This is a genomic window from Pelosinus baikalensis (genome assembly GCF_020819555.1).
GTDB lineage: Bacteria > Bacillota > Negativicutes > DSM-13327 > DSM-13327 > Pelosinus > Pelosinus baikalensis.
This window is the reverse complement of sequence record NZ_JAJHJB010000020.1, coordinates 25,720-52,159: the sequence shown is the minus strand read 5'-3', so window position 1 is coordinate 52,159 and position 26,440 is coordinate 25,720. Positions and strand designations below refer to the sequence as shown.

Genomic DNA, 26,440 nt, shown 5'->3' with positions numbered 1-26,440 from the left:
TATATCTTTTGGCAGATGTGGTTTAGAAGTAAATCATCTATATTATGAATAAGTGGTAATCGTATTTGAGAAGGTGATTTTCATGGAACATATAAATGTGTCATTGATTCTATTGTTAATTATAGTCGGCATATCATATGCGATGTCCTTTTATACTTGGCGATATCGTTTTATATACGGATTATGGCTTTTTTGGAGTGTAGCTTTTATTGGTATTACATTACAAATTGTCGGTTTCTTATTATATGAAGGTTTAGATATTGCAATGATAAGTGCTAGTATCGCCTTTTTATGTATTGTAGTTAGCTTTATTGCATTTAAGTTCTTTGAGATTGTTCCAGCCGCAAAAAGCTTAGCTGTTGAGAATATGGAGGATGGTATTCTCGTACTTGATACCAAGGACCGAATATTGGATATGAATGCCCAGTTGGAGAAAATCTTAGGCATTAAGAAAAGCAATGTTGTAGGGGCCGTTGTAGAAAGAATCGCAGCAACGTGGCTAGTGCAAGCTATACAAGGCGAAAAGTTTCAAAAATACACGACGATGCTTCAGCAAGATGAGAGCTATTATGAAGTCAACTCTACGCCTTTGCAGCATCGGGGAAAAAATTTTGGCAGGGTGATTGTGCTCTGTGATGTTACCAGCCGTATGTTGGCGGAACAACGCTTTCAGCAATTATTGCAGTCAGAAGAAAAATTACTGCAAACGGAAGCCTTAGCTCATATGATGTTTAATCACCATCAAGCCATGATGATGATAATTGAAAGCAAGACGGGTCATATATTAGAAGCCAATGCAGCAGCAGAAAATTTCTATGAATCCCCCTTAATTGGTTGTCTGATACAAGAATTTATTGAGTACCCTGATAAACGTGGAGAAAAGAATAGCAGTCAATATGCAAATGTTGGAGAGTATCAGTTTATGGCAAGGTACGCCTTAGCTTCAGGAGAAGTAAAAGATTTATCTGTGAATCTTACAACGAAAGTAATTGGCGAAATGGTATTATCTTTTTTGATTTTAGAAGATTTTACCGAAAAGATGCAACTGGAAAAAGCACTGCGGGAAGCAAAAGAGAAAGCTGAAAAAGCAAATCGGGCAAAGGATGATTTTTTAGCAATTATTAGCCATGAGCTTCGCACGCCGATGAATGGTATTTTAGGAATGGCGAAACTGGCGCTAGGGACAAAATTGCAGCCAGACCAGCGGGAGTGCTTAGAATTGGTACAGGTTTCAGGGGAAAAACTGCTGGTTTTATTAAATGACTTACTTGATTTTTCAAAAGTTCGGGATGGAAAACTGGAATTAGAGAGTATTTGTTTCTCCCTGCGGGATGTAATGAGCGAATTTCATCGTATCTTAAGAATGAAAGCAAAGAAAAAGGGTTTGCAGTGTGTGATTCATATCGCCCATGATGTACCCGATGGATTGTGTGGTGATCCTCGGCGTCTGCAGCAAATTGTAATGAATTTAGCAGATAATGCGGTAAAGTTCACGAAGACCGGCTTAGTTTCAATTGCAGTGAATGTTAAGCAATACCTTGATAATCAGGTGAATTTATTATTTGTTGTACGGGATACGGGAATCGGGATTCCCCCAGAAAAAATTAATATTATTTTTCATAAATTTACCCAAGTCGACTCTTCTACCACGAGAAAATATGGCGGGACGGGCTTAGGACTTAGTATTGTGAAGCACTTGGTAGAAATCATGGGTGGTAGAGTATGGGTAGAAAGCAGCATAGACAAAGGCAGTTCTTTTTATTTTACCGTTGCCTTCGAGGTTTGCCAAATGCCTTTGGGCAATCATCCATTAGAGCAACCCAAACAGCCCGAAAGTAGCAAAGAATTGGAACGTATTGAGAAGCTGCAAGTTTTATTAGTGGAGGATGAATTTATCAATCAAAAGGTAGCTGTTAAAATGCTGACCAATCAAGGTCACAATGTTACATTAGCCTCCAATGGAAAACAGGCGATAGAATTCTTTAATAAAGAGCAATTTGATATTATTTTTATGGACATACAAATGCCTGAGATGGATGGGGTACAAACGACAGCTGCGATTCGTGATCTAGAAGAACAGTGGGCGGATGAACGGCATATTCCGATTGTGGCAATGACAGCTTATGCGATGAAGGGGGACAGGGAACGTTTGATGTCTTGCGGGATGGATGAATATATTAGTAAACCTCTGGATGCTGAGGTATTAAATAATGTAGTAAGAAAACTATTTTATGAGCGGTATGTGAATCCTAAGGAGCAAGGAGAAATGGATGAGGAGCCGAGGGAAGTGGCAGCCAATCCCTACTTGGATCAGCTTTTGAGCATTTGTCAGGGTGATGTGGATACAGTGAAGGCTGTTATTAGCTGCTTTTTGGACAATGGTACGCAATATATGCGAAATATAGAGCAGGCTGTAAGCGAAAAAAATGCCAGCCATTTGAAGCTCAGTGCTCATCGCTTAAAAGGTGCAGCAACGTATTTCGGAAATCAGACAGTTGTGGAATATGCAGCTCAACTAGAGCATATGGGAGATGTAGGTCAGCTTATTGATATTGAGCAGGTTTTTGTCAAATTGCAAGTAGCTGTCAAAGAATTGGAAGATGGGCTGCAGCAGGCATGGCGAGAATTACCCAATACAAAAGAATGAAAAAATACACGGCAGGGCCGTGTATTTTTTCATTCACTATATTTTAAAAGTATGTGTTTTCTCTGTCTGGTGTGGTTCATTAATTTTAGAACGCGTAGCATTTTAGTGATGTACGGAATCATTTGAAAAAACTTTAAGAATTTCAAAGTTAAGTCTTTGGGTTTCTAATATTGCAGTAATTTTCGCATCCATTCGATATAAAGTGGTGACAATATCATCTTGCTGATCCTCTGATAACAGATCAATGTTTGCGTGTAATTTTTGCAATTCTCCTGAAGTTAATTCTTCTAAGCTGTCAAGGCGCTTGTTGATATTCTCCATCGAAACTAATATTTTGTTTAGTATTTCTTCGTTCATATAATTCCCCTGTCTTTATCAATGATATAAATATATGTAATTTTTGGTTGACTTATTATACATTTTCCACTGCTGCTGCGTCAAGGTGTGTTATGGGATATCTTTAGGATCAAGGATAGCGCCAGGTCCTTCTTCTCCCGTGCGAATTCGCACTGCGTTTTCAATAGGATAAATAAAAATCTTACCGTCGCCGATTTTTCCCGTGGAGCAGACTTTCTTTACAGCTGCCACTACTTTTTCTACGGGAACTTTGCATACAACAATTTCTATCTTGATTCCAGCTAAAAGATTGATGTTATATTCTTTACCTCGGTATATTTCAGTATGACCTTTTTGTAGCCCGCAGCCAAATACTTGACTTACGGTCATACCTGTAACTCCGATTGCATTTAATGCTTCTTTCAATTCCTCCAGCTTGCCAGGACGGGTGATAATATCGATTTTGGTCATGATCGACATGGTGACTACCGCCTTTCATCATAATGTAAGAAGCAACGAAGTGAAGATGCTGCATATACTGATAATTAGCTATTTACGGTTAGATTCCTCCTGACCATTGGTAATAATGTATGGGAAAATTCAATATAATGCATAAAGTGAGGGACATTCAGGCAAGACTCTAAGATAGATTCCATATGTTAGTGAACATATATTAGAGTTTAACATCTGAATTAATTTAACTAATATAAAACGAATCGAACCACAAAGACGCAAAGGACACAAAGGGTTTAATTTAGAGCTTTTTGTACATTCCTTTGTGTGCCGCGGGCGGCATTGCGCCTTTGTGGTTCATAAGAAAGTATATTTTTCATCTTCGAAATTTATACTTTCTAGGTTAGTAAGAACTGATCACGCATTGCTTTTTTTACGCTATACATTTTAGTATGCAAGAAAGAACCTGACAGTAGAAACTGCCAGGTTCAAAAGGAGGATTATCGAAAAGAGGGAATGTTAGTAAACATGTATTAGGAGTTATCTTCTTGACGATCCATAATGGCAATGTCGCCTTCTTCGCCAGTGCGAATTCTAACGGCATTTTCAATGGGATAAACAAATATCTTACCATCGCCGATTTTACCGGTGCGACATACTTTTTTCACCGTTTCAATTACGGTTGTGACAGGAACTTCGCATACTACGATTTCCACTTTTATGCCAGCTAAAAGATTAATATTATATTCTTTACCACGGTATACTTCAGTATGACCTTTTTGCAAGCCGCAGCCAAATACCTGGCTTACTGTCATGCCCATTACACCAATGTCAGCCAAGGCTTCTTTTAACTCTTCCAATTTACCGGGGCGAGTCACTACATCAATTTTGGTTATTTTTCGCATGAAGGATTACCACCTTTCTGATTTAGTGAGATTTAGAATGTGAGGCTTGTAAAATTGAACTATTGATTGGTTCTGATTGACTGACAACATGAGAAAAGGTTAGAGGAGAACCGGCAGTTATATCTTGATAACTATAACCCCGTTCACCGTGTTCTGCAATATCTAGACCAATGTCTTCATGGTTTTCATCAGAGCGTACTTGCATGAATACACTAATTACTTTTAATATCACAAAGGTCATAACAGCTGCAAAAACCCAGGTAACTGCAACGCCGAATAATTGAGTGAAAACAAGATCAGGATTGCCAAAAAATAATCCATCAGCACCAGCTGGATTTACAGCTGTAGAGGCGAATAGACCTGTGGCGATTGCACCCCAAGTACCGCCAATTCCGTGAACGCCAAAAGCATCAAGAGCATCATCATAACCAAGTTTTGCTTTTAAAATACTAACAGCAAAGAAACAAATTGCACCGCCAGCTAAACCGATCACAATAGCAGGTATTACACTAACAAAACCTGCAGCAGGAGTGATTGCCACAAGACCGGCCACACAACCGCTCGCTGCGCCTAGTATAGTGGGTTTGCCATGGTAGAGCCATTCGGTTAAAACCCAAGCGAGTGTAGCGGCAGCTGCAGCTACGTGAGTAACAACGAAAGCGCTGACTGCTAAGCCATTGGCTGACAATGCACTTCCGGCATTAAAGCCGAACCAGCCAAACCAGAGAAGAGAAGCACCGATAAGGGTCATAGGCAAATGGTGAGGCAGCATAATTTCCGTGCCGTATCCCTTGCGTTTGCCAATAAATAAAGCAACTACTAAACCAGAAATACCTGAGGAAATATGAACAACCGTTCCGCCGGCGAAATCCAAGATGCCCATTTCCCGCATCCAGCCACCGACACCCCATACCCAGTGTGCAAGAGGGTCATACACAACGGTGGCCCAAATGACAATAAATACAGCGAAAGCGGAGAACCTCATACGTTCAGCAAAGGAACCTGTAATTAAAGCAGCTGTAATAATGGCGAACATACATTGAAAAACCATAAAAAGCAGATGGGGTATCGTCGCAGCATAGTCGGCATTTGGTAATTGACCTACATCGTTTAAGCCGAACCAGGCTAAGCTGCCGATGATATGGTTGATATCAGGTCCAAAAGAGAGAGAGTAGCCCCATAGTACCCATTGTACAGTAATAAGTCCGATGATAAAAAAACTTTGCATAAGAGTGCTCAGTACGTTTTTAGTTCTCACCATACCACCATAAAATAAGGCTAAACCAGGTGTCATAAGCATTACCAGTGCAGCACTTAACAGAATAAAAGTAGTATCACCTGTGTCGATGGTAGCAACCTCGGTAGCTGCTTCTACGCCTTCTGCGAAGGCTGTTCCGAGACTAAGCAGCATCATAAGGACAGAAGTGCTCATAATAGTTAATAGCTGTTTCATGTTAAAACCTCCCATGATTAATTAGATCGTAAGATATAGTATTTTATACTTTTGGGCAAATAAAAAAGCGTCTAAAGGTGGTGAGACCTTTAGGACGCCATTGTCCCTAATAGACAGAAAAAACCTCCGCGAGTACTTTGCGAAGGCGTCATTGCCTATTTTCGTATAAAATTATAAATGAATTATATCAGTGTTTTATAGCCATGTCAATAAAGAAACCCAAAATAAAAATCCGAACAAAAATAATATATTTCTATATAAAATTCGATAAAAATAGGTTATAATAATTTCTGGATTTGTAAAAAGCGTAAAAGTACAAGTCTATTTTTAATGTTGTATTATATATAGAAGCTTAATCATAAAGAGTTTATGAACCACAAAGGCACAATGCCGCTAACGCGGCACACAAAGGAGTGCACGAAAAAATAAATAAATAAAAACCCTTTGTGTCCTTTGCGTCTTTGTGGTTGATTCGTTTTATCGTTTTTTTTAAAGGGCGCGTAGCGTTTTTCTAACGTAAATATGGATGAGAAGGAGCAAGATAATGCAAAGCAAATATGATGTAGTGATTATTGGCGGAGGTCCGTCGGCAATTTTTGCCGCCTATGAACTAGTGTCCAGCAATCCAGCTATTTCTTTAGCTATGATTGAAGAAGGCCATGATATTTATCATAGGACATGTCCCATAGCAGAAAAGAAAGTGAAGCATTGCATAAACTGCAAACCATGCAGTATTATGCGTGGATTTGGTGGGGCAGGAGCCTTCTCTGATGGTAAGTATAATTTTACCAGCGAATTTGGAGGCTGGCTAAATGAGTATCTTACAGATGCGCAAGTGGAAGAGTTAATTGATTATGTAGATTCGATTAATATGAAATATGGAGCACCTAAGGAATTCTTCACGACCAAGAACAGCAGCATTCGCAAGAGTGCAATTGCTCATGATTTACATCTGCTGCAAGCAAAAGTTCGTCATTTAGGTACGGAAAATAATTTGCATATTTTAAAGTGTATTTATGAATTTTTAAAAGATAAAATGACGATCGTGTTTAATAAACACGTAGAAGATTTTCAAAAGCAAGAAGAAGGCTTTATTGTAAAAATGGAAAATAGCCAGGAAGAGATTTGCTGTGACTATTTAATTGCAGCTCCTGGTCGCGCCGGTTCAGAATGGTTTTCTGAAAAATGCCTAAAGATGGGACTGACGATTTCCAGCAATCAAGTGGATGTTGGTGTGCGAGTGGAAATTCCAGCAGAAGTGTTTCAGCATATTACAGATGAAGTATACGAAGCGAAGTTAGTGTATCGTACGAAGCAATATGGAGATTTGGTTCGTACCTTTTGTATGAATCCCAAAGGATATGTGGTAGCAGAAAATACAGATGGTATTATTACAGTGAATGGCCATAGCTATCGTGACGAAAAACTTCATAGTAAAAATACGAACTTTGCTTTATTAGTTAGTAATCGTTTCACAGAGCCTTTTAACGAACCTCAACAATATGGTAAGCGAATTGCTTCTTTCTCTAATATGTTAGGTGGCGGAGTGCTAGTACAACGTTTTGGTGATTTGATAAAAGGGCGCAGAACCAATGAACATCGATTAGACCAAAGCTTTACCAAGCCAACTCTTGCTGCGACCCCAGGAGATTTGAGTTTGGTTTTGCCAAAACGTCATCTAGATAATTTAATTGAAATGATTTATGCCTTGGATAAAATTGCACCTGGGATGGCAAATGATGATACTCTGCTATATGGTGTAGAAGTAAAGTTTTATAGTTCTCGCTTAAAGTTGACAGAGCAGCTAGAGACTCAGATCCCGAATATGTTTGGTATTGGAGATGGAGCAGGTATCACACGCGGTCTATCTCAGGCCAGTGCTAGCGGCATACATGTTGCTAGAGTGATTCACCAGAGAATGCAAAAAGATATATAATAATCACCAATAAAGAAAGCATAAGTTTCATTAAAATGTGTAGCATTTATAAAAAAACAATGAACCGCGAAGAATTACATCTTCGCGGTTCAAAATATTTTAAAAGGACATGTCTTCATTTTTCTTATAGTAGTATCAGCGTTTATAAGTTTTGCAAGTGAAACAAATAAGAAATGATGAACCACAAAGGCCCAATGCCGCTGTCGCAGCACACAAAGCCCTTTGTGTCCTTTGCGTCTTTGTGGTTCGATTCGTTTTCACAAGCTGAATCCAAGTCTTGCAAGGTTACGTGAAAAAATAGACAGAATTCATTGAAAAAAACTATAAGATAGATAGCTTTTTGTTATAGCGAAAAAAAGAGAAAAAAGACGATTAATTGAGATTTAGGGAGTAAAAATAGATTAGACAGCCTGTCAGAGAGTGTGAATGTTACTTATGAATATGTTATTGTTATAGAGAAGTGAAAGAAAGAGACGGAGGACATAAAAATGCAAAATGAAACAGCGGTAAAACCACCTCATATTGTAATCATTGGGGCTGGTTTTGGCGGGATTCGTACAGCTCGTGCACTGGCAAAGCATGAGGTGAAAATTACCCTTATCGATAAGTATAACTATCATTTATTTCAACCGTTACTATATCAAGTGGCAACGGCTGGATTATCTGTAGATGATATTGCGTATCCTGTTCGTGCTATATTTAGAAATCAGAAAAATGTAGATTTTCGTTTAGCAGAAGTATCGGATGTGGATTTTGATAATAAAGTCGTTACCATGAATACTGGTGAAATTGGTTATGACTATTTGGTGATCGCAGCAGGTGGTTCGACAAATTATTTTGGTATGGAGTCTATGGAGAAAAACGGTTTTGGCATGAAAACCTTAGATGAATCCGTTATGATACGTAATCATGTACTGCGTATGTTTGAATTGGCAGCTCATGAGAAAGATGCTGATAAGCGTCGAGCGTTATTAACCTTTGTAATTGTAGGCGGTGGTCCTACTGGTGTGGAATCTGCGGGTGCTTTATCGGAATTGATTTACCATGTTATGGTAAAGGAATACCATAACATGAATTTTAAAGAAGTACGCATTATGTTAGTCGAGGCTTCGGACAAATTATTTGCAACCATGCCAAAAGAATTGCGTGATGCTACTGTAGAAACTTTAATCCGCAAACATGTAGAAGTACGTTTGTGTGTACAGGTCACAGACTATAATGGGGAAAAAATGAGTCTAAAGGGCGGCGAAGTGATTCCAACCTATACTGTAGTTTGGGCAGCAGGGGTAAAAGCCAATTCCTTGCTAGATACATTAAAGGTTGAGCAGGCCAGTATGAGGCGGGCGATTGTAAATGAATTTTTGCAGCTGCCTAACCGTCCCGAAGTATTTGTGATTGGCGATTCAGCTCAATTTATACAAGGGGAAAGACCTTTGCCGATGGTGGCGCCTGTAGCGATACAACAGGCTGAAGTCGCGGCAAAGAATATACGCAGCTTAATACGCGGCAAGGAACTTAAAAAATTCACATATAGAGATGTGGGAAACATGGCAACCATTGGACGTAATGCAGCGGTTGTGCATATGGGAAACTTTAAGACTCATGGATTTATTGCTTGGGCTATCTGGTCCTTTGTACACATTTTACGACTCATTGATTTTCGTAATCGTGCCGTTGTATTTGTAAAATGGATGTGGGACTATCTTGTATATGAAAGAGTCGTGCGCATTATTACTCGGCAGCGACAATAAAAACTAGCAGCAAACAGAAATTATACTGTTTGCTGCTAGTTTTTTATTGTAGAATGTATAAGTTCTTTGGAAGATGAAAGTAACATGAATCTGTCATTGCGAGCATAGCGAAGCAATCTCTTAACAAGGAGGGGATTGCTTCGCTATGTTCGCAATGACAAAAAAACGTGTCAGTGCTGTTCTTATTTTAGAGTTTTGTGTTATTTCCAATGAACCCTGATTCCTTTCTGATTATCGATTAATTTATTCCATTGAGCTATTTTTTGTTTCCCAATGGTAGTACTTGGGGTATGGTATAGGTGGAATCTTAAAGATAATTCAGAAAACAAGGAGGAGGTTTATTGTGAACGGTATTTATCTTGTTATTATTGCCGCGCTTTGGTTAACCCTTGCGTATCGCATTTATGGTTCCTTTATAGCTGCCAAAGTGCTTACGCTGAATTCAGAACGGGTTACTCCTGCGGTAAGTATGGACGATGGGCGGGATTACGTTCCCACAAACAAATGGGTTACCTTTGGTCATCATTTTGCAGCCATAGCTGGTGCTGGTCCATTAGTAGGTCCGGTTATTGCTGCCCAGTTTGGTTATCTGCCAGGAACGCTGTGGTTATTAATTGGTGCTGTTTTTGCTGGGGCTGTCCACGATATGGTAATCCTGTTCGCCTCAGTTCGCCACAATGGTTTATCAGTGGCACAAATAGCAAAGAAGGAAGTCAGTAATATATCTGGTTTTTGTACTTCGATTGCAGTTTTATTTTTGCTGGTGATTACCCTGGCTGGTATGGCAGTGGTAGTAGCAAATGCTTTGTACAATAGCCCTTGGGGTACATTCACGGTTGCTGCCACCATTCCGATTGCCATTTTTATTGGTATTTACCTGCGCTGGCTGCGCCCTGGGAAAATCCAGGAAGCTTCTATCATTGGTGTACTATTGGTTTTGTCTGCTGTTTTTGTCGGTCCATGGATCCAGCATTCTTCATTGGCACCGTATTTTACATTTGACGTGAGGCAATTATCAATTATGCTAGCCTTTTACGGTTTCTTTGCCGCTGCATTGCCAGTGTGGCTGCTACTGGCACCACGAGATTACTTGAGTACCTATATGAAAATTGGTACCATTGCTGCTTTGACTATTGGTATTATTGTAGTTAGACCTGAAATCCAAATGCCTGCATTCAGTCAATTTGTGAATGGCGGTGGACCCGTTATTGGCGGTCCAGCTTGGCCGTTTGTCTTTATTACCATTGCCTGTGGTGCGTTATCTGGTTTTCACTCCTTAATCAGTACCGGTACGACGCCGAAAATGATCATGAATGAAAGAGAGATTCTTCCTATCGGCTACGGTGCTATGTTAGTTGAAAGTTTTGTTGCTTTAATGGCATTGATTGCTGCTACCAGTTTGAATCCGGCTGATTATTTTGCCATCAACTCTACTCCGGCAGCATTTGCAAAATTAGGATTAGTCGTAGACCAATTACCCCATTTGTCAGAAATGGTTGGCGAAAATATAACAGGGCGTCCCGGTGGTGCCGTTTCTTTGGCTGTCGGTATGGCTCATATTTTCTCCAAAATACCAGGAATGGAATCACTCATGTCCTTTTGGTACCATTTTTGTATCATGTTTGAAGCCTTATTCATTTTGACGTTGATTGATGCTGGTACTCGCGTTGGCCGTTATCTATTACAAGAAATGGGTGGCGTGATCTATAAACCACTCAAAAACACTCACTGGTGGCCCGGTATCATCTTTACTAGTGCTTTAATTTGTTTTGCTTGGGGCTATCTGGTACTTCAGGGGAATATTTCTACGATTTGGCCTTTATTTGGTGTTTCGAATCAGCTATTAGGCACCTTGACGTTAGCAATCGGTACTACCATGCTCTTCCGTATGGGACGAGGGCGTTATGCCTGGATCACCATTATGCCCATGATGTTTTTAGCAACAGTTACATTCACCGCTGATTATATGAATATTTTCAATACATATTTACCAGCAAAAAACTACCTGCTAGCTGGTGTAAGCGGTATCATGTTTATACTAGTAATCATTGTTCTCGTTGACTCTATCATTCGCTGGGTGCATCTGTCACGAACGGTTCCACCAGATTATAGCGAAGCACCCGCACCCAAATCCATAATCAATTAGAGAAAATATAAAAGAAAAAATAAGCTCCGCTGGCTCGGGGCTTATTTTTTGTTATAGGGGAAAAAAGGAATGCACAAAAAAAATATAAATAAAAACCCCTTTGTGTCCTTTGCGTCTTTGTGGTTCAATTCGTTTTTATATTTTAGCCGGCCTGTTCTTCGTAATCTTCGCGTCTTCGCGGTTCAAAATGTTTTATTTTTAAAAAGATGCATCAGAGTATCTTATATTGCATAGCCGATGTGATTTATATATAATGAGTTGGAAAAAGGATGGTCGCTTCTAAGGGGGAATATCAAGATGATGGATATACCGGTTATTATTTCAGATCATGTAATGGATAGTGTGAAGGGATGGAGCATCGAAGAGTCGATACCGAATTTATCCCGTGTTATTGCAGTGTTGAAAGAAACTTGGGATTTACAGACATTTAAAAATTTAGAACGAGGGAAAGTAGCAGTTCCTGATGATGTGATGAATGAGTATTTAGCTTCAACGATAGAAGATAGTGAAGAAATAAGAGAATTGTCCATTACGTCCTTAAAGGATCATAAGCTGAAAATTACTGCTTTAACAAAGAAAGCTGGGCGTATGGTTTTTATATGCCATGTAAAGCAGTTTGAACATAATAAAGATAGTTCTGTTATGAAATTAAAAATCGTAGATAAGAAATTACCCGATAAACCGATTGTTTCATGGATTTTTTCTAAAGTCAGTTTGGCTATGGTTACAAAATTCGTAGGTCATGTTGATCCAGGTTATGGCTTGGGAGTTAAAATCGTGGGCAATGAGGTAACCATTGATTTTCATCAGGCTTTATATAACTCTAATATAGGCACGATTGATGTCTTGGGGTATAAACCGTTGGATGCTGTAATCATTAAAGAGGCTGTACCGGAAAAGGGATTTGTCAACTTCACAACAGCTGTGGATTTACCGGATGAGATTAAAGACAGGATTAAGAATGTACTGCCCTAAATACCAGGAGCGATTCTAGCTTTACCATGTACAAGCAGTAAGCAGTGAGGATGAGAATGATGAGGAATTTTTTCCCGAAAACATTACGTTATCAAATGTTATTATTGATATTAATGATTGTCAGTGTACCCATCCTGCTGATCGGATATACGGTTAAAATACAGGCTGAAAAAGCGTTGCTGCAAGAAAAGCAGATAAAGCTGTTTGGTATTGCCAGGCTGCTTGATCATCATCTTGGCAATGGTTTTGATACAATTTTATCAGAAAGACATATGCTGGATGAGAAACGCTTTGATAAGATAAAAGCATTGAACGAAAGATTAGCCAGCTATACAGACATCGTTGCAGCTGTTAATGTGGGAGTTGGTGTGGGCTATTATAGTAAAGAACTAGATGCTATTATTACTTATGGACCTAGTGATACATATGCCAATAAAGTCGGTATTTCCATTGAAAAGCTGCATCCAGGGCGAAAAGTAATGGAGACAGGGCAGAGTATGGTGCAATTTGGTAAGTTGGTTCGGGGCAATATTATGAACGTTATGCTTCCCATTGAGCGAAATGGACAAATAGTAGGATATATATGGGCCAATGAATTGACAGATGATGTTCAGGCTCAGTTAAAAGTCATGGACAAAAATATAGTTTGGTCTGTTTTAATTGGCATTTTGGTTGGCATGATGTTGACGGTGGGCCTGACAAACCGTTTCGTAAAAGATGTAGAAGAGATTAAAAGAGGGTTACAACGTCTACGATTTAACTTGAAGAAACCGATTGTATCTATGGAGGGTGAAATCGGTGAAATTGTTGATGAGATTAATCATATGGCCCAATCTCTGATTGACGCTCGTTCTCTGAATGAGAATATTATGTATAGTATTGCTGATGGCGTTGTTACTGTGGATACAGAAGGTATGATTACGACAATGAATCAGGCGGCTCAGCAAATAACTGGTTTTACTCTAGAAGAAGTGATTGGAAGACGATATAAAGAGATATTTCGTGAAAATGATCAGTTTCACAGTTTATTGTTAGACACATTGGTATCAGGAACAAATCATATTGGCATTGAAATTAATTATCCAGTCAAGGAAAAGTATATTTATATTAGCATTAGTACGAGTATACTCATCGATAGTCATAATAAAACGATTGGTGCGGTTGTTGTTTTTAAGGATTTAACCCAGCAGCATAGTTTGCAGGAGCAAGTATATAGAGCAGAGCGGTTAGCTGCCTTAGGCGAACTTATGGCGAGCATTGCTCATGAAATACGCAATCCGTTGACGGCGATTAAAGGGTTCGTGCAATATTTGCAAAATGTGGATAGTGATGAGGAACGACAAGAATATATGCCGATTATCATTAAAGAAGTGGATCGGGTCAATCGTGTCATTGAACAATTATTATATTTTGCAAGACCTTATAAAACCCACTATATGTGGGTTAATATCAATGAATTAATTGAAAGTACTTTAGTGCTGGTTCAAAACAAAACGACTAGACATAAGGTGGAATTCCGTTTATTTCTTGCGGACAGTTTACCCCAGGTAGAGGCAGATGCAGAACAAATTAGGCAGGTACTACTGAATCTTCTCATAAATGCGATGCAGGCTATCACGGATAAAGGATCTGTGATAATCGATACATGGCAGCCTGATCCATCCTTTGTTTGTGTCAGAATCACCGATACGGGAAACGGTATTGCAGAAGAAAATCGAAAAAAAATATTTGACCCTTTTTTTACGACGAAGTCAGCAGGAACTGGCTTAGGACTGGCAGTAGTCCAACGTATTATCAGTGCCCATTATGGACAGGTGGAGATTGAGAGTCAAGTCAACGAATGGACAGCAGTGACCTTGAAGCTTCCTGTTGTTCATCAAGGAGGCAAGCATGATGAATCATAACTACACCATATTGGTAGTTGATGATGAAGATAGTGTACGAAAATTATTAACAGCTGTGCTTAAGCGGGAAGGTTACCATGTAGAGAGTGCCGTAGATGGACAAGATGCCATAGAAAAATGTGCTACAGTTAAGCCTCATGCGATTTTGATGGATATTCGAATGCCTGTCATGGATGGGATCGCTGCATTTAAAGAAATGAAAAAGATTCATCGCGGTGTGACAGTCATATTAATGACAGCTTTTGCTGCAGTTGAAACAGCGATAGAGGCGATAAAGCTTGGAGCTTTTGATTATCTCATTAAGCCTTTTGATATTGATGAAGTTACCTTATTGGTCAATCGTGCAATCCAGATACAACGTATGGAAAATGAAATTACAGTACTGCATCGCGAACTTAATGATTCGTATCGTTTAGATAAAATATTGACAAACAGTCCCAAAGTGGAGGAATTATATAGAATTATCGATAGGGTCGCCCAAAGCAATGCAAGTGTTTTGATAACAGGAGAAAGTGGTACCGGTAAGGAATTAATTGCAAACACCATTCATTATAATAGCCCTCGCCGTAAGGGACCGTTTATTAAAATCAATTGTAGCGCATTGCCAGAAGGGTTACTAGAAAGCGAGTTATTTGGACATGAAAAGGGCGCTTTTACTGGAGCGATGATGCGCAGAGCAGGGCGATTTGAGCAGGCTGACAAAGGGACTCTCTTCTTGGATGAAATTGGGGAAATATCTACGAAGTTACAGGTTAAACTATTACGTGTACTTCAAGAACGGGAGCTTGAGCGGGTAGGCGGCAATGCGACGATCAAAATTGACATTCGTGTCATTGCTGCAACGAATCAAAATCTAGAAAAAATGGTGAAAGAGGGACGCTTTCGTCAAGACTTATACTATCGTATGAACGTAGTCTGTCTCAATTCTGTGCCTTTACGTGAGCGCAAAGAAGATATCAGATTATTAGCGGATCATTTTTTGCACAAGTTTTCTTACGAAAATGATCGAGGAATTCTTAGATTTGATGATGGAGCAATGGCTGCATTAGAAAAATATGATTGGCCAGGTAATGTACGGGAGTTAGCGAATGTCGCTGAACGGGCAGTGATCATGAGTACTGGCAGTGTAATTTTTATTGAAGATTTGCCTTTGGCCTTGCGGGATAAGAGCGTCATTTCACAGAATGAAACTGAAAAAGACAGATATACAGGCCATACTCTCAAAGAAATGATTAAGGAAGAAGAATGTAAACTGATAAAACAAGCACTGCTTCGCAATCAGGGTAACAAGATGAAGACTGCGAAAGAACTGGGAATCAGCAGGCGTGCTTTAATTTATAAGACGCAAGAGTATGAGATTGAATAGTGTGAAAATTAGTGTAAAAGTGTGAAAGAAAATTCACACTTCCATTAAAAAAATAAATAAGCTTAGTAAACGAGTCGTAGGATTACTAGCAGTGTTTATGCTATGTGGGCTGCCTTATCAAAAAAGATAAGGCAGCTTTATTTTTTTGGCATGTATCTTGCGTTAGATAAGGATGTTAAAAAATAAAGCAGGGAGGTTTGTTATGATGAACAAACATGTGACCATCGAAGAAGTAGGCCAATCATTTAAAGATGGTATGACTGTAATGGTTGGTGGTTTTTTAGGTGTTGGAACACCTGAAGTATTAGTGCAAGCGATTCTAGATAGAGAAATTAAAGACCTTACCTTGATCGTGACTGACACTGGTTTTATTGATAAAGGAGTGGGGCCTTTAATCGTTAAGCGCTTGGTTAAGCACGTAATTGCCTCCCATATTGGTACCAACGTTGAAACCGGTAAACAAATGATTCAGGAGCAACTATCTGTGGAGTTAGTACCTCAAGGGACACTAGCAGAAAGAATACGTTGTGGTGGATCAGGTCTGGGCGGTGTCCTTACTTCAACTGGCATTGGTACGATTGTAGAGGCAAATAAAGAAAAAATCTGGGTTGACGGTGTGGAGTATTTAATAGAGAAGGCTTTAAGGGCTGATCTTGCACTGCTAAAAGCTAAAAAAGCAGATAAGGCTGGAAATTTGGTGTATGACAAATCTGCTCGCAATTTTAATCCGGTAATGGCCTTAGCGGCTGATCTTGTTATTGTGCAAGTGGATGAAATTGTGGAAATTGGTGAAATTGATCCTGATGAGGTCATGACGCCAGGCGTACTTGTAGATCAAATTATATGTATCGGAGGGGCTAGGTAATGAATGCAAAAGAAATAATTGCTAGACGGGTAGCAGTGGAAATGCAAGATGGAGATGTTGTAAATCTAGGCATTGGTCTGCCTACAATGGTGGCAAATTACCTGCCAGAGGGCATAAATGTGGTTTTGCAGTCGGAAAATGGTTTCGTTGGTCTAAGCAGTGTGGGTGAAGTTCCTGACAATAATTTAGTTAATGCAGGTGGACAGCATTGTGGTATTAATCCTGGCGGTGCGGTATTTGATAGTGCCATGTCCTTTTGTCTAATTCGCGGCGGTCATGTGGATGTCACTGTGCTGGGCGGATTACAGGTCGACCAATACGGTAATTTGGCTAACTGGATGGTTCCGGGGAAGATGGTTCCTGGCATGGGAGGGGCAATGGATTTAGTGTCAGGTGCAAAAAAGGTTATTGTGGCTATGGAACATTCTGCGAAAGATGGTTCTTCAAAAATTTTAAAAGAATGCACTCTGCCCCTTACTGGTAAAGGGAAAGTCAATCTTCTTGTGACGGAATTAGGCGTATTTCGTGTAATTCCAGAAGGTCTTTTGCTGGAAGAAATTGCTCCTGGTGTAGATGTTGAGACTGTGGCAGCTAGAACAGAGGCTGCACTCATCATTAGTCCAAATCTTAAAGTTATGCAGAATCTTGCATCACAAATCAAATTATAAAAGGAGAATCAGAAATGGTAAATGCAATCGCAAAATTTTTTACCAACTTAGTAAATCGTTTTTTACCGGACCCGTTAGTTTTTGCCATCTTACTTACGATTATCACTTTTGTGCTGGGCATTGCCATGACCCCCAACAGCCCACTAGATATGGTTAAGCTATGGGGGGATGGATTCTGGAATCTATTGGATTTTGCCATGCAGATGGCTTTAGTATTGGTTACTGGACATGCTTTAGCCAGCTCGGCACCCATTAAGAAGGGAATGACTAAACTCGCATCCATTGCCAAGACACCGGCTCAAGGAGTTATGTTAGTGACATTTATGTCTGCTGTTGCTTGCATTATTAATTGGGGATTTGGCTTGGTTGTTGGTGCTATGTTTGCCCGGGAAGTGGCTCGTCGAATTCCAAAATCGGATTATCGATTGCTCATTGCATCAGCCTATATTGGGTTTTTGACATGGCATGGCGGTTTATCTGCTTCAATTCCTTTGGTGGCTGCTACAAAAGGCAATCCTATGGAAAAAATATGCGGTCTCATTCCAATTTCGAGCACGATTTTTACGCCATATAATATTTTTATTACAGTGGCCTTAATTATCACTTTACCCTTTTTGACTCGCATGATGATGCCAAAGGAAAGTGAAGTCGTTGCAGTTGATCCTGCCCTTTTGCAAGATGAGGTGGCAGTTACCAAGGTGGTAGGGAAAGATGCCACTTGGGCGGAAAGAATTGAGGAAAGTCGTTTGTTGGCCTTTGTCGTAGGAGGCTTTGGTATTGTGTATCTAGGTATGTACTTTCTTCAAAAAGGTTTTGATATTAACGTTAATACTGTCAATCTGATATTTTTAACGGTGGGCATTTTGCTGCACAAAACTCCTATGGCCTATGCCAGGGCGATTACCGCGGCAACTCGTGGCACCTCTGGGATTTTAATTCAATTTCCTTTTTACGCCGGCATTCAGATTATGATGGAACATTCTGGCTTGGGCGGCATTATTACAAACTGGTTTGTGCACATAGCCACTAAGGAAACATTTCCGATTATGGCCTTCTTTAGCTCGGCATTAATAAATTTTGCAGTCCCATCAGGTGGTGGACACTGGGTAATACAAGGGCCGTTTGTTATGCCAGCAGCTCAGGCCTTAGGTTCCGATTTGGGGAAAGCGGCTATGGCGATTGCTTATGGTGAAGCGTGGATGAATATGGCTCAGCCATTTTGGGCATTGCCTGCATTGGCGATTGCTGGTTTAGGTGTTAGAGATATTATGGGATATTGTGTAACGGCTCTGCTGTTTTCTGGGATTATTTTTGTTGTGGGATTACATTTTTTCTAAGCCTAGCTAATGGGTGAAGTAATTACATATAAATGGAGGTAGATGAAATATGAAAGAAGTAGTAATTGTAAGTGCTGTACGTACTCCTGTAGGTAGTTTCAATGGTGCCTTGTCGCCTTTTACAGCCGTTGACTTAGGAGCCATTGTGATTAAAGAAGCAATTATTCGCAGTGGCATTCGTGCAGAGCAGGTTGAAGAAGCTATTTTTGGTAATGTATTACAAGCTGGTCTGGGACAAAATCCTGCTCGTCAAGCGGCAATCAAAGCAGGTATTCCTGCTGAGGCGTCGGCTTATACCATCAATAAGGTGTGTGGCTCTGGACTGAAGTCTGTAAATATAGCAGCCCAGACGATTATGACAGGTGATGCGGATATTGTAATAGCAGGTGGTATGGAAAGCATGACCAATGCTCCTTATGTTTTAGATAGTAAGGCACGCTGGGGATTGCGTATGGGACATTCAAAGGTTGTTGATACGATGATTCAGGACGGTTTGTGGTGCGCATTTAATGATTACCATATGGGAATTACCGCTGAAAATGTGGCTGAGGTCTATGGTATTAGTCGTGAAGAACAAGATCAGTTAGCGTCTGAGTCACAGCAAAAGGCGATCCAGGCAATTGCTGATGGTGTATTCAAAGAGGAAATTGTGCCCGTTATTATAAAGAATAAGAAAGGTGAGATTGTTTTTGATACAGATGAATACCCTAGAGCAGGAACGACTGCTGAAACCCTAAAGGGCTTAAAACCTGCCTTTAAGAAAGATGGTACAGTAACTGCAGGTAATGCTTCGGGTATTAATGATGGGGCGGCAGCTATTGTATTAATGTCTGCCGATAAAGCTAAAGAATTAGGGATTACGCCTTTGGCTCGTATCCGCTCCTTCGGTTCAGCAGGTGTTGATCCAAGTGTTATGGGGGTCGGTCCTGTTCCAGCCACTCGGAAAGCCTTGGCTAAAGCAGGTTTAACTGTAGCTGATTTGGACTTAATTGAAGCCAACGAGGCTTTTGCAGCTCAGTTTTTAGCAGTAGGCAAAGAGCTTGGCTTTGCTAAAGAAAAGGTGAATATCCGCGGTGGTGCAATTGCTCTTGGACATCCGATAGGAGCTAGTGGAGCGCGTATATTGGTAACGCTTTTACATGGAATGAAGCAAAAGGATGCAAAAGTGGGATTGGCAACTTTGTGCATTGGCGGCGGACAGGGTGTAGCAACAGTTGTAGAATTGATATAAATATCTCCCATTCTTTAGAGCAGAGAATCATTTAAAATTCGAAGAGGGTAATTTTAAAAAACTATCATAATAAAAACAGGCTTTGTGCAAAGACAAAGCCTGTTTTTATTATGATAGTGGGTAATCGGGAGTACACATTCGATTGATACTGCGGGTTTTATCGGTAGATAGATCAATCAGCTTTTGATCGAGAGTTTTAACAATTGGATCATTGGAGTTAGGCGAAAAGAAAATAATCGTTGCTTCTTGTCCATCGCTTAAGATGACATTACTATTTAATAAAGAATCACGAACCTGTTTCGTAAACATTTGACAGATGGTAGGGTCAAGTTTGCCAAACATATCCTTTGTTATTACATTAAGAGCATTGAAAGGATTACAATAGTCTTCTAGATAGGAATGGTAATGAAAGATATCGGCAATGGCAATAATTTTAGCATAGGGGTGAATTTTTGGACTGGAAATACCCATCGGGAAACCAGTACCGTCCAAATACTCGTGATGTTGTAAAACGCTTAAGGTTACTTCGTCGGAAATGCCTTTTACATTCTTAATCAACCGGGCTCCATTGATAACATGATCCTTTTCCGAAGTGGAACTGTTTTCGTGACTAATAACCATTTTTCCTATATCATGGAGCAGTCCCGCTAAGGTGAGTGCTTTAAGCTCCGTTTCATTATAATTGAGCTGTCTGCCGATTAATCCACAGATATAGGCTACCATGGCAGTGTGCCGTGCAATCTTGCTGGCTAGTTGATAATCGCTAATCAACAGGTAGTCCATAAGAGCTGGACCTGTTGTCAGTATCGAAGAATAGATTGCAAAAGAGGTGCTCTTCAGAGCCAGAACAGGAACCTTATTTTGGTTGCGTACAAATTCAAAGGAGCTGTCAGTAGAGGTTAGGATGGAATCATATTCTTGAAAGAACTGCATGCATTCCGCAGATATATCAAAAGAAGAGGATGGAGGCGGTAGTATAGCTTGGCTTTCCGATGGCTCGTGGTCATCCTCCGCATTTATATAGACATAATTGACATCCCACATACTAAGGAGCGAGATGGCCCGCTGACTTAAAACTCCCCCTGCATTTAGCAACGTTTTTCCAGCGGGAGTGATGACAGCATCACTGAGTATCAAACCAGGGCTTAGATTTTTAACTGCGACCATTTTAGTAGCGATAAGAACCAACTCCTTTAATGACTATATATAAATAAGATCGAATTATATGCAAAAGAAAATAAGTGCTAATAGTAAGATTATACATGGTATGGCTAAATATCTCAAAATATTTTCGAAAAAGTACTGAATAATAAGATTTTTGTCCTATATCTATGGAGTAGATAAGTTTAAGAAAACATTAAACGCAGAGGACACAAAACATTTTTCATGATTTTTTGCATATTGCAAGAGGGCGAGTTATAATGAGGCTAAAAGATCAGAATGTCACTTATTGAGCATGGAGGTGAAAATATTGGTATATTTTATTAAGTTTTTATATAGCACCTTCTTATTCCCCCCGGGAATTATTATAGTGGGCTTATTTTTTTTATGTTTGTATGCCTTCCAGAATCATCGGAAATTAGCAAAAATAATAGGGGTATTTACATTGGTATTTTATTTATGCACCATTTCAGTGCTAAGTGATCGGTTAATAGGAGCTTTGGAAAAAGAGTACCAGGTTCCAAGGTCAGTAGAAGGAGATGTTATTATCATGCTGGGAGGTGGAGCAACGCTTGATACACCGAATGTCAACGGATTAGGCCATCTGTCAGGCTTTGCTGCCAACCGTCTTTTAACTTCGGCTCAACTGTACCAAAAGCTGCATATTCCTATTATCTTATCAGGGGGAAAAGTCTTAGAGACTACAGGGTGTGAAGCTGAGATCAGCAAGCTTATTTTGCTCGGATTAGGGGTTCCAGAAGAGAAAATTATTATTGAGGATAAAAGTCTAAATACTACGGAAAATGCGATGTATACGAAAGTACTACTGGAGAAGTATGGATTTAAACAGCCTGTTTTAGTGACCTCGGCTTTTCATATGAAACGGTCTGTATTGCAATTTGAAAAGACACAGGTAACTGTTTTGCCTTATCCAACGGATTATCAAAGTAATATAAAAAATCAATTTGAGCTTCATCAATTGTGGCCTTCGGCAGGTGCTTTGCTAAATACAAGTTTGGCGTTGAAAGAATACGTAGGTATTTTAGCAGTCAAGTGGTACTAAGTACAAAAAAGGATGTAATTTAAAAAGGACTAAGTATAGACATTTCCTATATAAGACTGTTACAATATGCTAAGAACGTATATGTTAGTAGGTCATTTTTGGCGATTCTACTAATGAAAAATATTGAGAAAAGAGTGAAAAATATGATTGGTGTAAGCAAATTGCTTTGCGATACGGAAAATTTTGGGGATTCATTGCGTTATGCTCCCGGTGTCCACGGACAACGTCATGGTGCTGCGCAAGGTATGGGACCAGTACTTTCTTGGAATATTACACGAACCTGTAATTTGAAATGTGTACATTGCTACTCTGATTCAGATGGGAAAAAATATGATGGTGAGCTGACAACGAAAGAAGCTAAAAAATTTATTGATGATTGTGCCGCCTTTAAGGTCCCTGTTTTGTTGTTGTCAGGAGGAGAGCCACTCATTCGTCCTGACGTTTTTGAATTGGTGGAGCATGCGAAGAAATATGGCATACGTTCTACTTTTTCTACCAATGGCACATTAATTGATAAACAATTGGCAAAAGATATTAAGGCACTAAATGTAGGTTATGTGGGTATTAGCCTTGATGGTTTGGGTGAGGCCAATGATAAATTCCGTGGTAAGCAAGGGGCTTTTGAGAAAGCCCTGGAAGGCATTCGCAACTGTCTGGATGTGGGACAACGCGTTGGTTTGCGTTTTACCATTAACCGCTATAATTTTCATGACTTAGAAAATATTTTTCGACTGATAAAGGAAGAAAAAATTCCTCGGGTCTGTTTTTATCATTTGGTTTATTCAGGAAGAGCTTCTCAGATGATGGAGCATGATGTTACTCATGAGGAGTCTCGTCAGGCTATGGACCTTATCATGGCTAAGGCTCAAGAATTCGATAAAACCTGTGAAATACTTACAGTTGATAACCATGCGGATATTGTATATTTGTATTTGCAGTCTCTTAAGAAGGACCCTGTGCGTGCCGAGAAGGTATGGAATTTGATGATGCGCAATGGCGGCAATCGCTCAGGCATAGCCTTTGGCAATGTAGATCCTTTAGGCAATGTTCATTCGGATCAATTTACCCAGAATTATACCTTTGGAAATGTTCGTGATCGAGCAATTGGCGATATCTGGACAGATGAGTCCAATCCTATTCTTGCAGGGTTAAAGGATCGCAAAGCATTATTAAAAGGCCGCTGTGGTATTTGTAAATGGCTAAATGTCTGTAATGGCAATTTCCGTGCCCGCGCGGAAGCTGCCACAGGTGATTTTTGGGAATCAGATCCAGCCTGTTATTTGACAGACGAAGAGATCGGTATCGTAAAATAGCGAGACTTTCGATAATCCTGGATATTTTGCTGTCACCATAAGGTGGCAGCATTTTTCTTGACTCCGGATAAAGGTAAATAAAGAATCCATGGGTCCTCAAAACGTAACCAAAGGAAAACCTTTTGTTTTATGAGCTGATCATGTAACGTTAGCAGGAATATAAAATTCTATTACGGAATTTTCTTAAAGGGATAGCCTATTAAGGAGGTATTATGATGATTTCATTACTTAGGGAAAAGGATACAGATGAGGTAATTCAATTTTTAAAGCAAGATAGTATAGCGGCTGCTTTTATCATAGGAAATGTGATGGAATTTGGCTTGGACAATCGTAAAGACCAGAGAAGATGCGGCGATTATTACGGCTATTTTTCAAAGGGTCATTTAGTAGGGATATTGCCTTTTTATAACATGGGCAGCTGTATACCTTTATTTCATGAGGAGGAAGTGATTGAGCCCTTTGCCCAGATTATGATACAGCGTCCCCTAGAGGTTTTAATCGGTATGAAGAAGTTTGTCAAGCCTTTGTATGATATCATTTCCGGAGATAAAAACACGTTAATGTATCAGGAGAGCAGTTATTTTGTAAATAAGAGCTTAACGCCTTTTCAGTTAGGAGATAGCAGTTTTGCCGAAGTAAATGAGCTCGATCATCACCGTGTAGTAGATTTTGTAAAGGATGCCTACTGGCAAGGTTTTCATCAACAATATAGTCTGAAAGAAGTCGAAGCGTTTGTGGAGCAGCGTGCCATTGAGGAAGAATTTTTATTTCTTATGGCAAAAGATAAGATGGTTGCCCAGGCATATATCCAAGCGGCTACGGATGAAATTAATCAGATTGGTGGTGTTTATACCGTAGAGGAAGAACGGGGAAAAGGATATTGCAAGGCACTTGTATCTAAATTATGTCAAAATATTATATTGCGCGGAAAGACACCTACGTTAATCGTACGTAAAAATAATTTTTCCGCAGTACGAGCTTATACTTCTTTAGGATTTACTTATTTTGATGATTATCTTCTGATTAAATTTCAAGTATAGCTGGTATGTTGTAATGTGTTGTTAAAATAGAATGAAAAAAGTACATTTCACATTGAATCTTAAAAATGAATGAGTTATTATAAGAACATTACGTCATTCATGCAAGTAAGAATCTTAATAAGAGGAGAATTCCGTGAAGATCAAAACAAAATTAATTATAGGATATACTGTTTTATCATGTTTAGTTATTGCCGTAACCATATCTTCCATTTACGGATTTAAGAATTTACAATCTGCCTATGAGACAATTACAAACCAATCAGACGTTACGGTGATTCATTTGCGGGAGATACAATATTATTTTACTGGGCAAGCCAATGATGAACGCGGATTCTTGTTAACTGGCAGTCAGGAATTTCGCAAGGAAATCGGCGAAAAATCGGACAATATAAAAAAACGCATTGTATTGCTGCAAGGACTGATCACGACAAAAGAGCAACGAGAGTTATTAAGTAAAATCGATGCAGCACACACTCGTTTTACGCAAAGCAATTATTTTGTAATGGATCTTTATTCAGCTGGACATGTAGAAGAAGCGAAGCAAATGTCATTTGGAGATGGTCGAAAGACTCGCAAAGAATTGGAAACCGCTTTTAACCAGTTGGTAACATTTACTTTGGAAAAGGCAGCTGATCAAAAACAGCAGGCTCAGGAGCTGGCGAAGAACATTATGATTGGCATACTAATCGCTTCAGCTATTGCAATTAGTATTGGTATTCTATTAGGTCTTTATATGGCACGTACCATAACGAAACCGATCATTCAAATGACAGAGCATATGGTAAGCGGTGATTTGAATTTTGCTGCGAATGTTACGTCTGCAGATGAAGTTGGTCATTTAATTCGGGCCTTTGACAAGATGATAACAACTTTGCGTTCTATGGTTACCGGTGTACAATCGAATGCAGAGCAAGTTGCTGCTTCGGCAGAAGAATTGACGGCTAGTGCTGAAGAATCTGCTCATGCCGTTAATCAGGTTGCCACCTCTATTATGGAGGTAGCCCAGGGATCGGATGAGCAAGTCATGATTGTGAATGAAAACATAGCGGGTATTGAGCAGTTAGCTGCCAGTATTGGGCAGGTTGCTGTTAAAACGAATCAGGTATCGTTAAATGCCCAGCAGGCTGCTATTTCTGCGAAATCAGGGAGCGAAGCTATTGAGGCTGCTATTAATCAAATGCTGCAAGTGGAACAGTCTACGGGCAAATCGGCAGAAGTTATTGCTAAATTAGGAGGGCACTCCCAGGAAATTGGGCAGATTGTCGATGCCATTGCCAGTATTGCGGGTCAAACCAATCTTCTTGCTCTCAATGCTGCAATTGAAGCCGCAAGGGCAGGAGAACACGGCAGAGGTTTTGCTGTTGTTGCCGAAGAAGTACGAAAACTGGCTGAACAGTCCCAGCATGCTACCAAAGAGATTGGGCATCTCATTCATGAAATTCAGGGAGATACTAATGAAGCAGTGCAGGCTATGCGGATTGGAGCACAAGAAGTGCAAAAAGGCAATACAGTGGTCAATCTAGCAGGACGGTCTTTTAACGAAATTGCTGGTTCAGTAGATCAAGTTTCTTCCCAGATGCAGGACATTTCAGCATTCACCCAACAAATTGTTGACAAGAGCCAGCAGATTGTTGTCTCCATAGGAAATATTGCTGCTATTAGCAAGGAAAATGCTAGTCGAACCCAAACCGCATCGGCAGCAACGGAGGAGCAATCCGCATCAATAGAAGAGATTGCTTCTTCCAGCCAGGTATTGGCAAAGTTAGCTGAAGAACTGCAACGTTCTATTTCTCACTTTAAAAGTTAATGCATCTGTCTTAAGATGAGCAGCAAGGAGGGCCGTCTCAAATTTTCACTTTGAGACGACCCTCCTATTTTTGTGGTATGAAT

General features: G+C 39.8%; 20 protein-coding genes. 15 read left to right on the top strand and 5 right to left on the bottom strand.

Annotated features, from left to right (window positions below; genetic code table 11):
• Nucleotides 1–82: 82 nt before the first annotated feature.
• Nucleotides 83–2,647, top strand: coding sequence for a hybrid sensor histidine kinase/response regulator (locus LMF89_RS14635; protein ID WP_229535736.1), 2,565 nt, complete (start codon nt 83–85; stop codon nt 2,645–2,647).
• 102 nt (nt 2,648–2,749) lie between these two features.
• On the opposite strand, the gene LMF89_RS14630 is transcribed toward LMF89_RS14635, so the two are convergent.
• The 4 genes from LMF89_RS14630 to LMF89_RS14615 all read right to left on the bottom strand — a co-directional run bounded on the left by LMF89_RS14630 (nt 2,750) and on the right by LMF89_RS14615 (nt 5,794).
• The gene (locus LMF89_RS14630) at nt 2,750–3,004 is read right to left on the bottom strand and encodes a hypothetical protein (protein ID WP_007958686.1); all 255 of its coding nucleotides are present in this window, start codon (nt 3,002–3,004) and stop codon (nt 2,750–2,752) included.
• 90 nt (nt 3,005–3,094) lie between these two features.
• Entirely contained in the window at nt 3,095–3,463 is a 369-nt protein-coding gene (locus LMF89_RS14625) for a P-II family nitrogen regulator (RefSeq protein ID WP_007958687.1), read from the bottom strand.
• 506 nt (nt 3,464–3,969) lie between these two features.
• On the bottom strand, nt 3,970–4,341 hold the full coding sequence (locus LMF89_RS14620; protein WP_007958688.1) for a P-II family nitrogen regulator: 372 nt from the start codon (nt 4,339–4,341) through the stop codon (nt 3,970–3,972).
• 22 nt (nt 4,342–4,363) lie between these two features.
• A complete protein-coding gene (locus tag LMF89_RS14615; RefSeq protein WP_255711383.1) occupies nt 4,364–5,794 on the bottom strand; it encodes an ammonium transporter in 1,431 nt (476 codons plus the stop codon).
• A 544-nt stretch (nt 5,795–6,338) separates the two neighbouring features.
• Here LMF89_RS14615 and LMF89_RS14610 point away from each other — a divergent pair.
• The 10 genes from LMF89_RS14610 (at nt 6,339) to LMF89_RS14565 (ending at nt 19,973) form a co-directional block, all read left to right on the top strand.
• The gene (locus tag LMF89_RS14610; RefSeq protein ID WP_007958690.1) at nt 6,339–7,730 is read left to right on the top strand and encodes an NAD(P)/FAD-dependent oxidoreductase; all 1,392 of its coding nucleotides are present in this window, start codon (nt 6,339–6,341) and stop codon (nt 7,728–7,730) included.
• A gap of 488 nt (nt 7,731–8,218) precedes the next feature.
• A complete protein-coding gene (locus LMF89_RS14605; RefSeq protein ID WP_229535735.1) occupies nt 8,219–9,481 on the top strand; it encodes an NAD(P)/FAD-dependent oxidoreductase in 1,263 nt (420 codons plus the stop codon).
• A gap of 343 nt (nt 9,482–9,824) precedes the next feature.
• Complete coding sequence (locus LMF89_RS14600; RefSeq protein ID WP_229535734.1) at nt 9,825–11,627, top strand: carbon starvation CstA family protein; 1,803 nt, start codon at nt 9,825–9,827, stop codon at nt 11,625–11,627.
• 297 nt (nt 11,628–11,924) lie between these two features.
• A complete protein-coding gene (locus LMF89_RS14595) occupies nt 11,925–12,602 on the top strand; it encodes a hypothetical protein (RefSeq protein ID WP_229535733.1) in 678 nt (225 codons plus the stop codon).
• 56 nt (nt 12,603–12,658) lie between these two features.
• Nucleotides 12,659–14,506, top strand: coding sequence for a two-component system sensor histidine kinase AtoS (gene atoS / locus LMF89_RS14590; RefSeq protein WP_229535732.1), 1,848 nt, complete (start codon nt 12,659–12,661; stop codon nt 14,504–14,506).
• Complete coding sequence (locus tag LMF89_RS14585; RefSeq protein ID WP_229535731.1) at nt 14,493–15,872, top strand: sigma 54-interacting transcriptional regulator; 1,380 nt, start codon at nt 14,493–14,495, stop codon at nt 15,870–15,872. Before atoS ends, LMF89_RS14585 begins: the two co-directional genes overlap by 14 nt.
• 205 nt (nt 15,873–16,077) lie before the next feature.
• Nucleotides 16,078–16,737, top strand: a complete 660-nt coding sequence (atoD, locus tag LMF89_RS14580) for an acetate CoA-transferase subunit alpha (protein WP_007958700.1) — start codon at nt 16,078–16,080, stop codon at nt 16,735–16,737.
• Nucleotides 16,737–17,405: a 3-oxoacid CoA-transferase subunit B gene (locus tag LMF89_RS14575; protein WP_229535729.1), complete on the top strand. Its 669-nt coding sequence runs from the start codon at nt 16,737–16,739 to the stop codon at nt 17,403–17,405. Before atoD ends, LMF89_RS14575 begins: the two co-directional genes overlap by 1 nt.
• A gap of 14 nt (nt 17,406–17,419) precedes the next feature.
• Nucleotides 17,420–18,742, top strand: a complete 1,323-nt coding sequence (locus tag LMF89_RS14570; protein ID WP_229535728.1) for a TIGR00366 family protein — start codon at nt 17,420–17,422, stop codon at nt 18,740–18,742.
• 49 nt (nt 18,743–18,791) lie between these two features.
• A complete protein-coding gene (locus LMF89_RS14565) occupies nt 18,792–19,973 on the top strand; it encodes an acetyl-CoA C-acetyltransferase (protein ID WP_229535727.1) in 1,182 nt (393 codons plus the stop codon).
• Nucleotides 19,974–20,081: 108 nt separating this feature from the next.
• On the opposite strand, the gene LMF89_RS14560 is transcribed toward LMF89_RS14565, so the two are convergent.
• Nucleotides 20,082–21,140 carry an HD-GYP domain-containing protein gene (locus LMF89_RS14560; protein ID WP_229535726.1) on the bottom strand — a complete coding sequence of 353 codons (1,059 nt, stop codon included), beginning with the start codon at nt 21,138–21,140 and terminating at the stop codon, nt 20,082–20,084.
• A gap of 439 nt (nt 21,141–21,579) precedes the next feature.
• Here LMF89_RS14560 and LMF89_RS14555 point away from each other — a divergent pair, with 439 nt between their 5' ends.
• The 4 genes from LMF89_RS14555 (at nt 21,580) to LMF89_RS26245 (ending at nt 26,357) form a co-directional block, all read left to right on the top strand.
• Nucleotides 21,580–22,197, top strand: coding sequence for a YdcF family protein (locus tag LMF89_RS14555; protein ID WP_229535725.1), 618 nt, complete (start codon nt 21,580–21,582; stop codon nt 22,195–22,197).
• A gap of 143 nt (nt 22,198–22,340) precedes the next feature.
• Nucleotides 22,341–23,510 carry a putative heme d1 biosynthesis radical SAM protein NirJ1 gene (gene nirJ1, locus LMF89_RS14550; RefSeq protein ID WP_229535764.1) on the top strand — a complete coding sequence of 390 codons (1,170 nt, stop codon included), beginning with the start codon at nt 22,341–22,343 and terminating at the stop codon, nt 23,508–23,510.
• Between the two features lie 212 nt (nt 23,511–23,722).
• The gene (locus LMF89_RS14545; protein ID WP_229535724.1) at nt 23,723–24,550 is read left to right on the top strand and encodes a GNAT family N-acetyltransferase; all 828 of its coding nucleotides are present in this window, start codon (nt 23,723–23,725) and stop codon (nt 24,548–24,550) included.
• Nucleotides 24,551–24,683: 133 nt separating this feature from the next.
• Nucleotides 24,684–26,357, top strand: coding sequence for a methyl-accepting chemotaxis protein (locus LMF89_RS26245; RefSeq protein ID WP_229535723.1), 1,674 nt, complete (start codon nt 24,684–24,686; stop codon nt 26,355–26,357).
• The last annotated feature ends 83 nt before the right edge of the window (nt 26,358–26,440 follow it).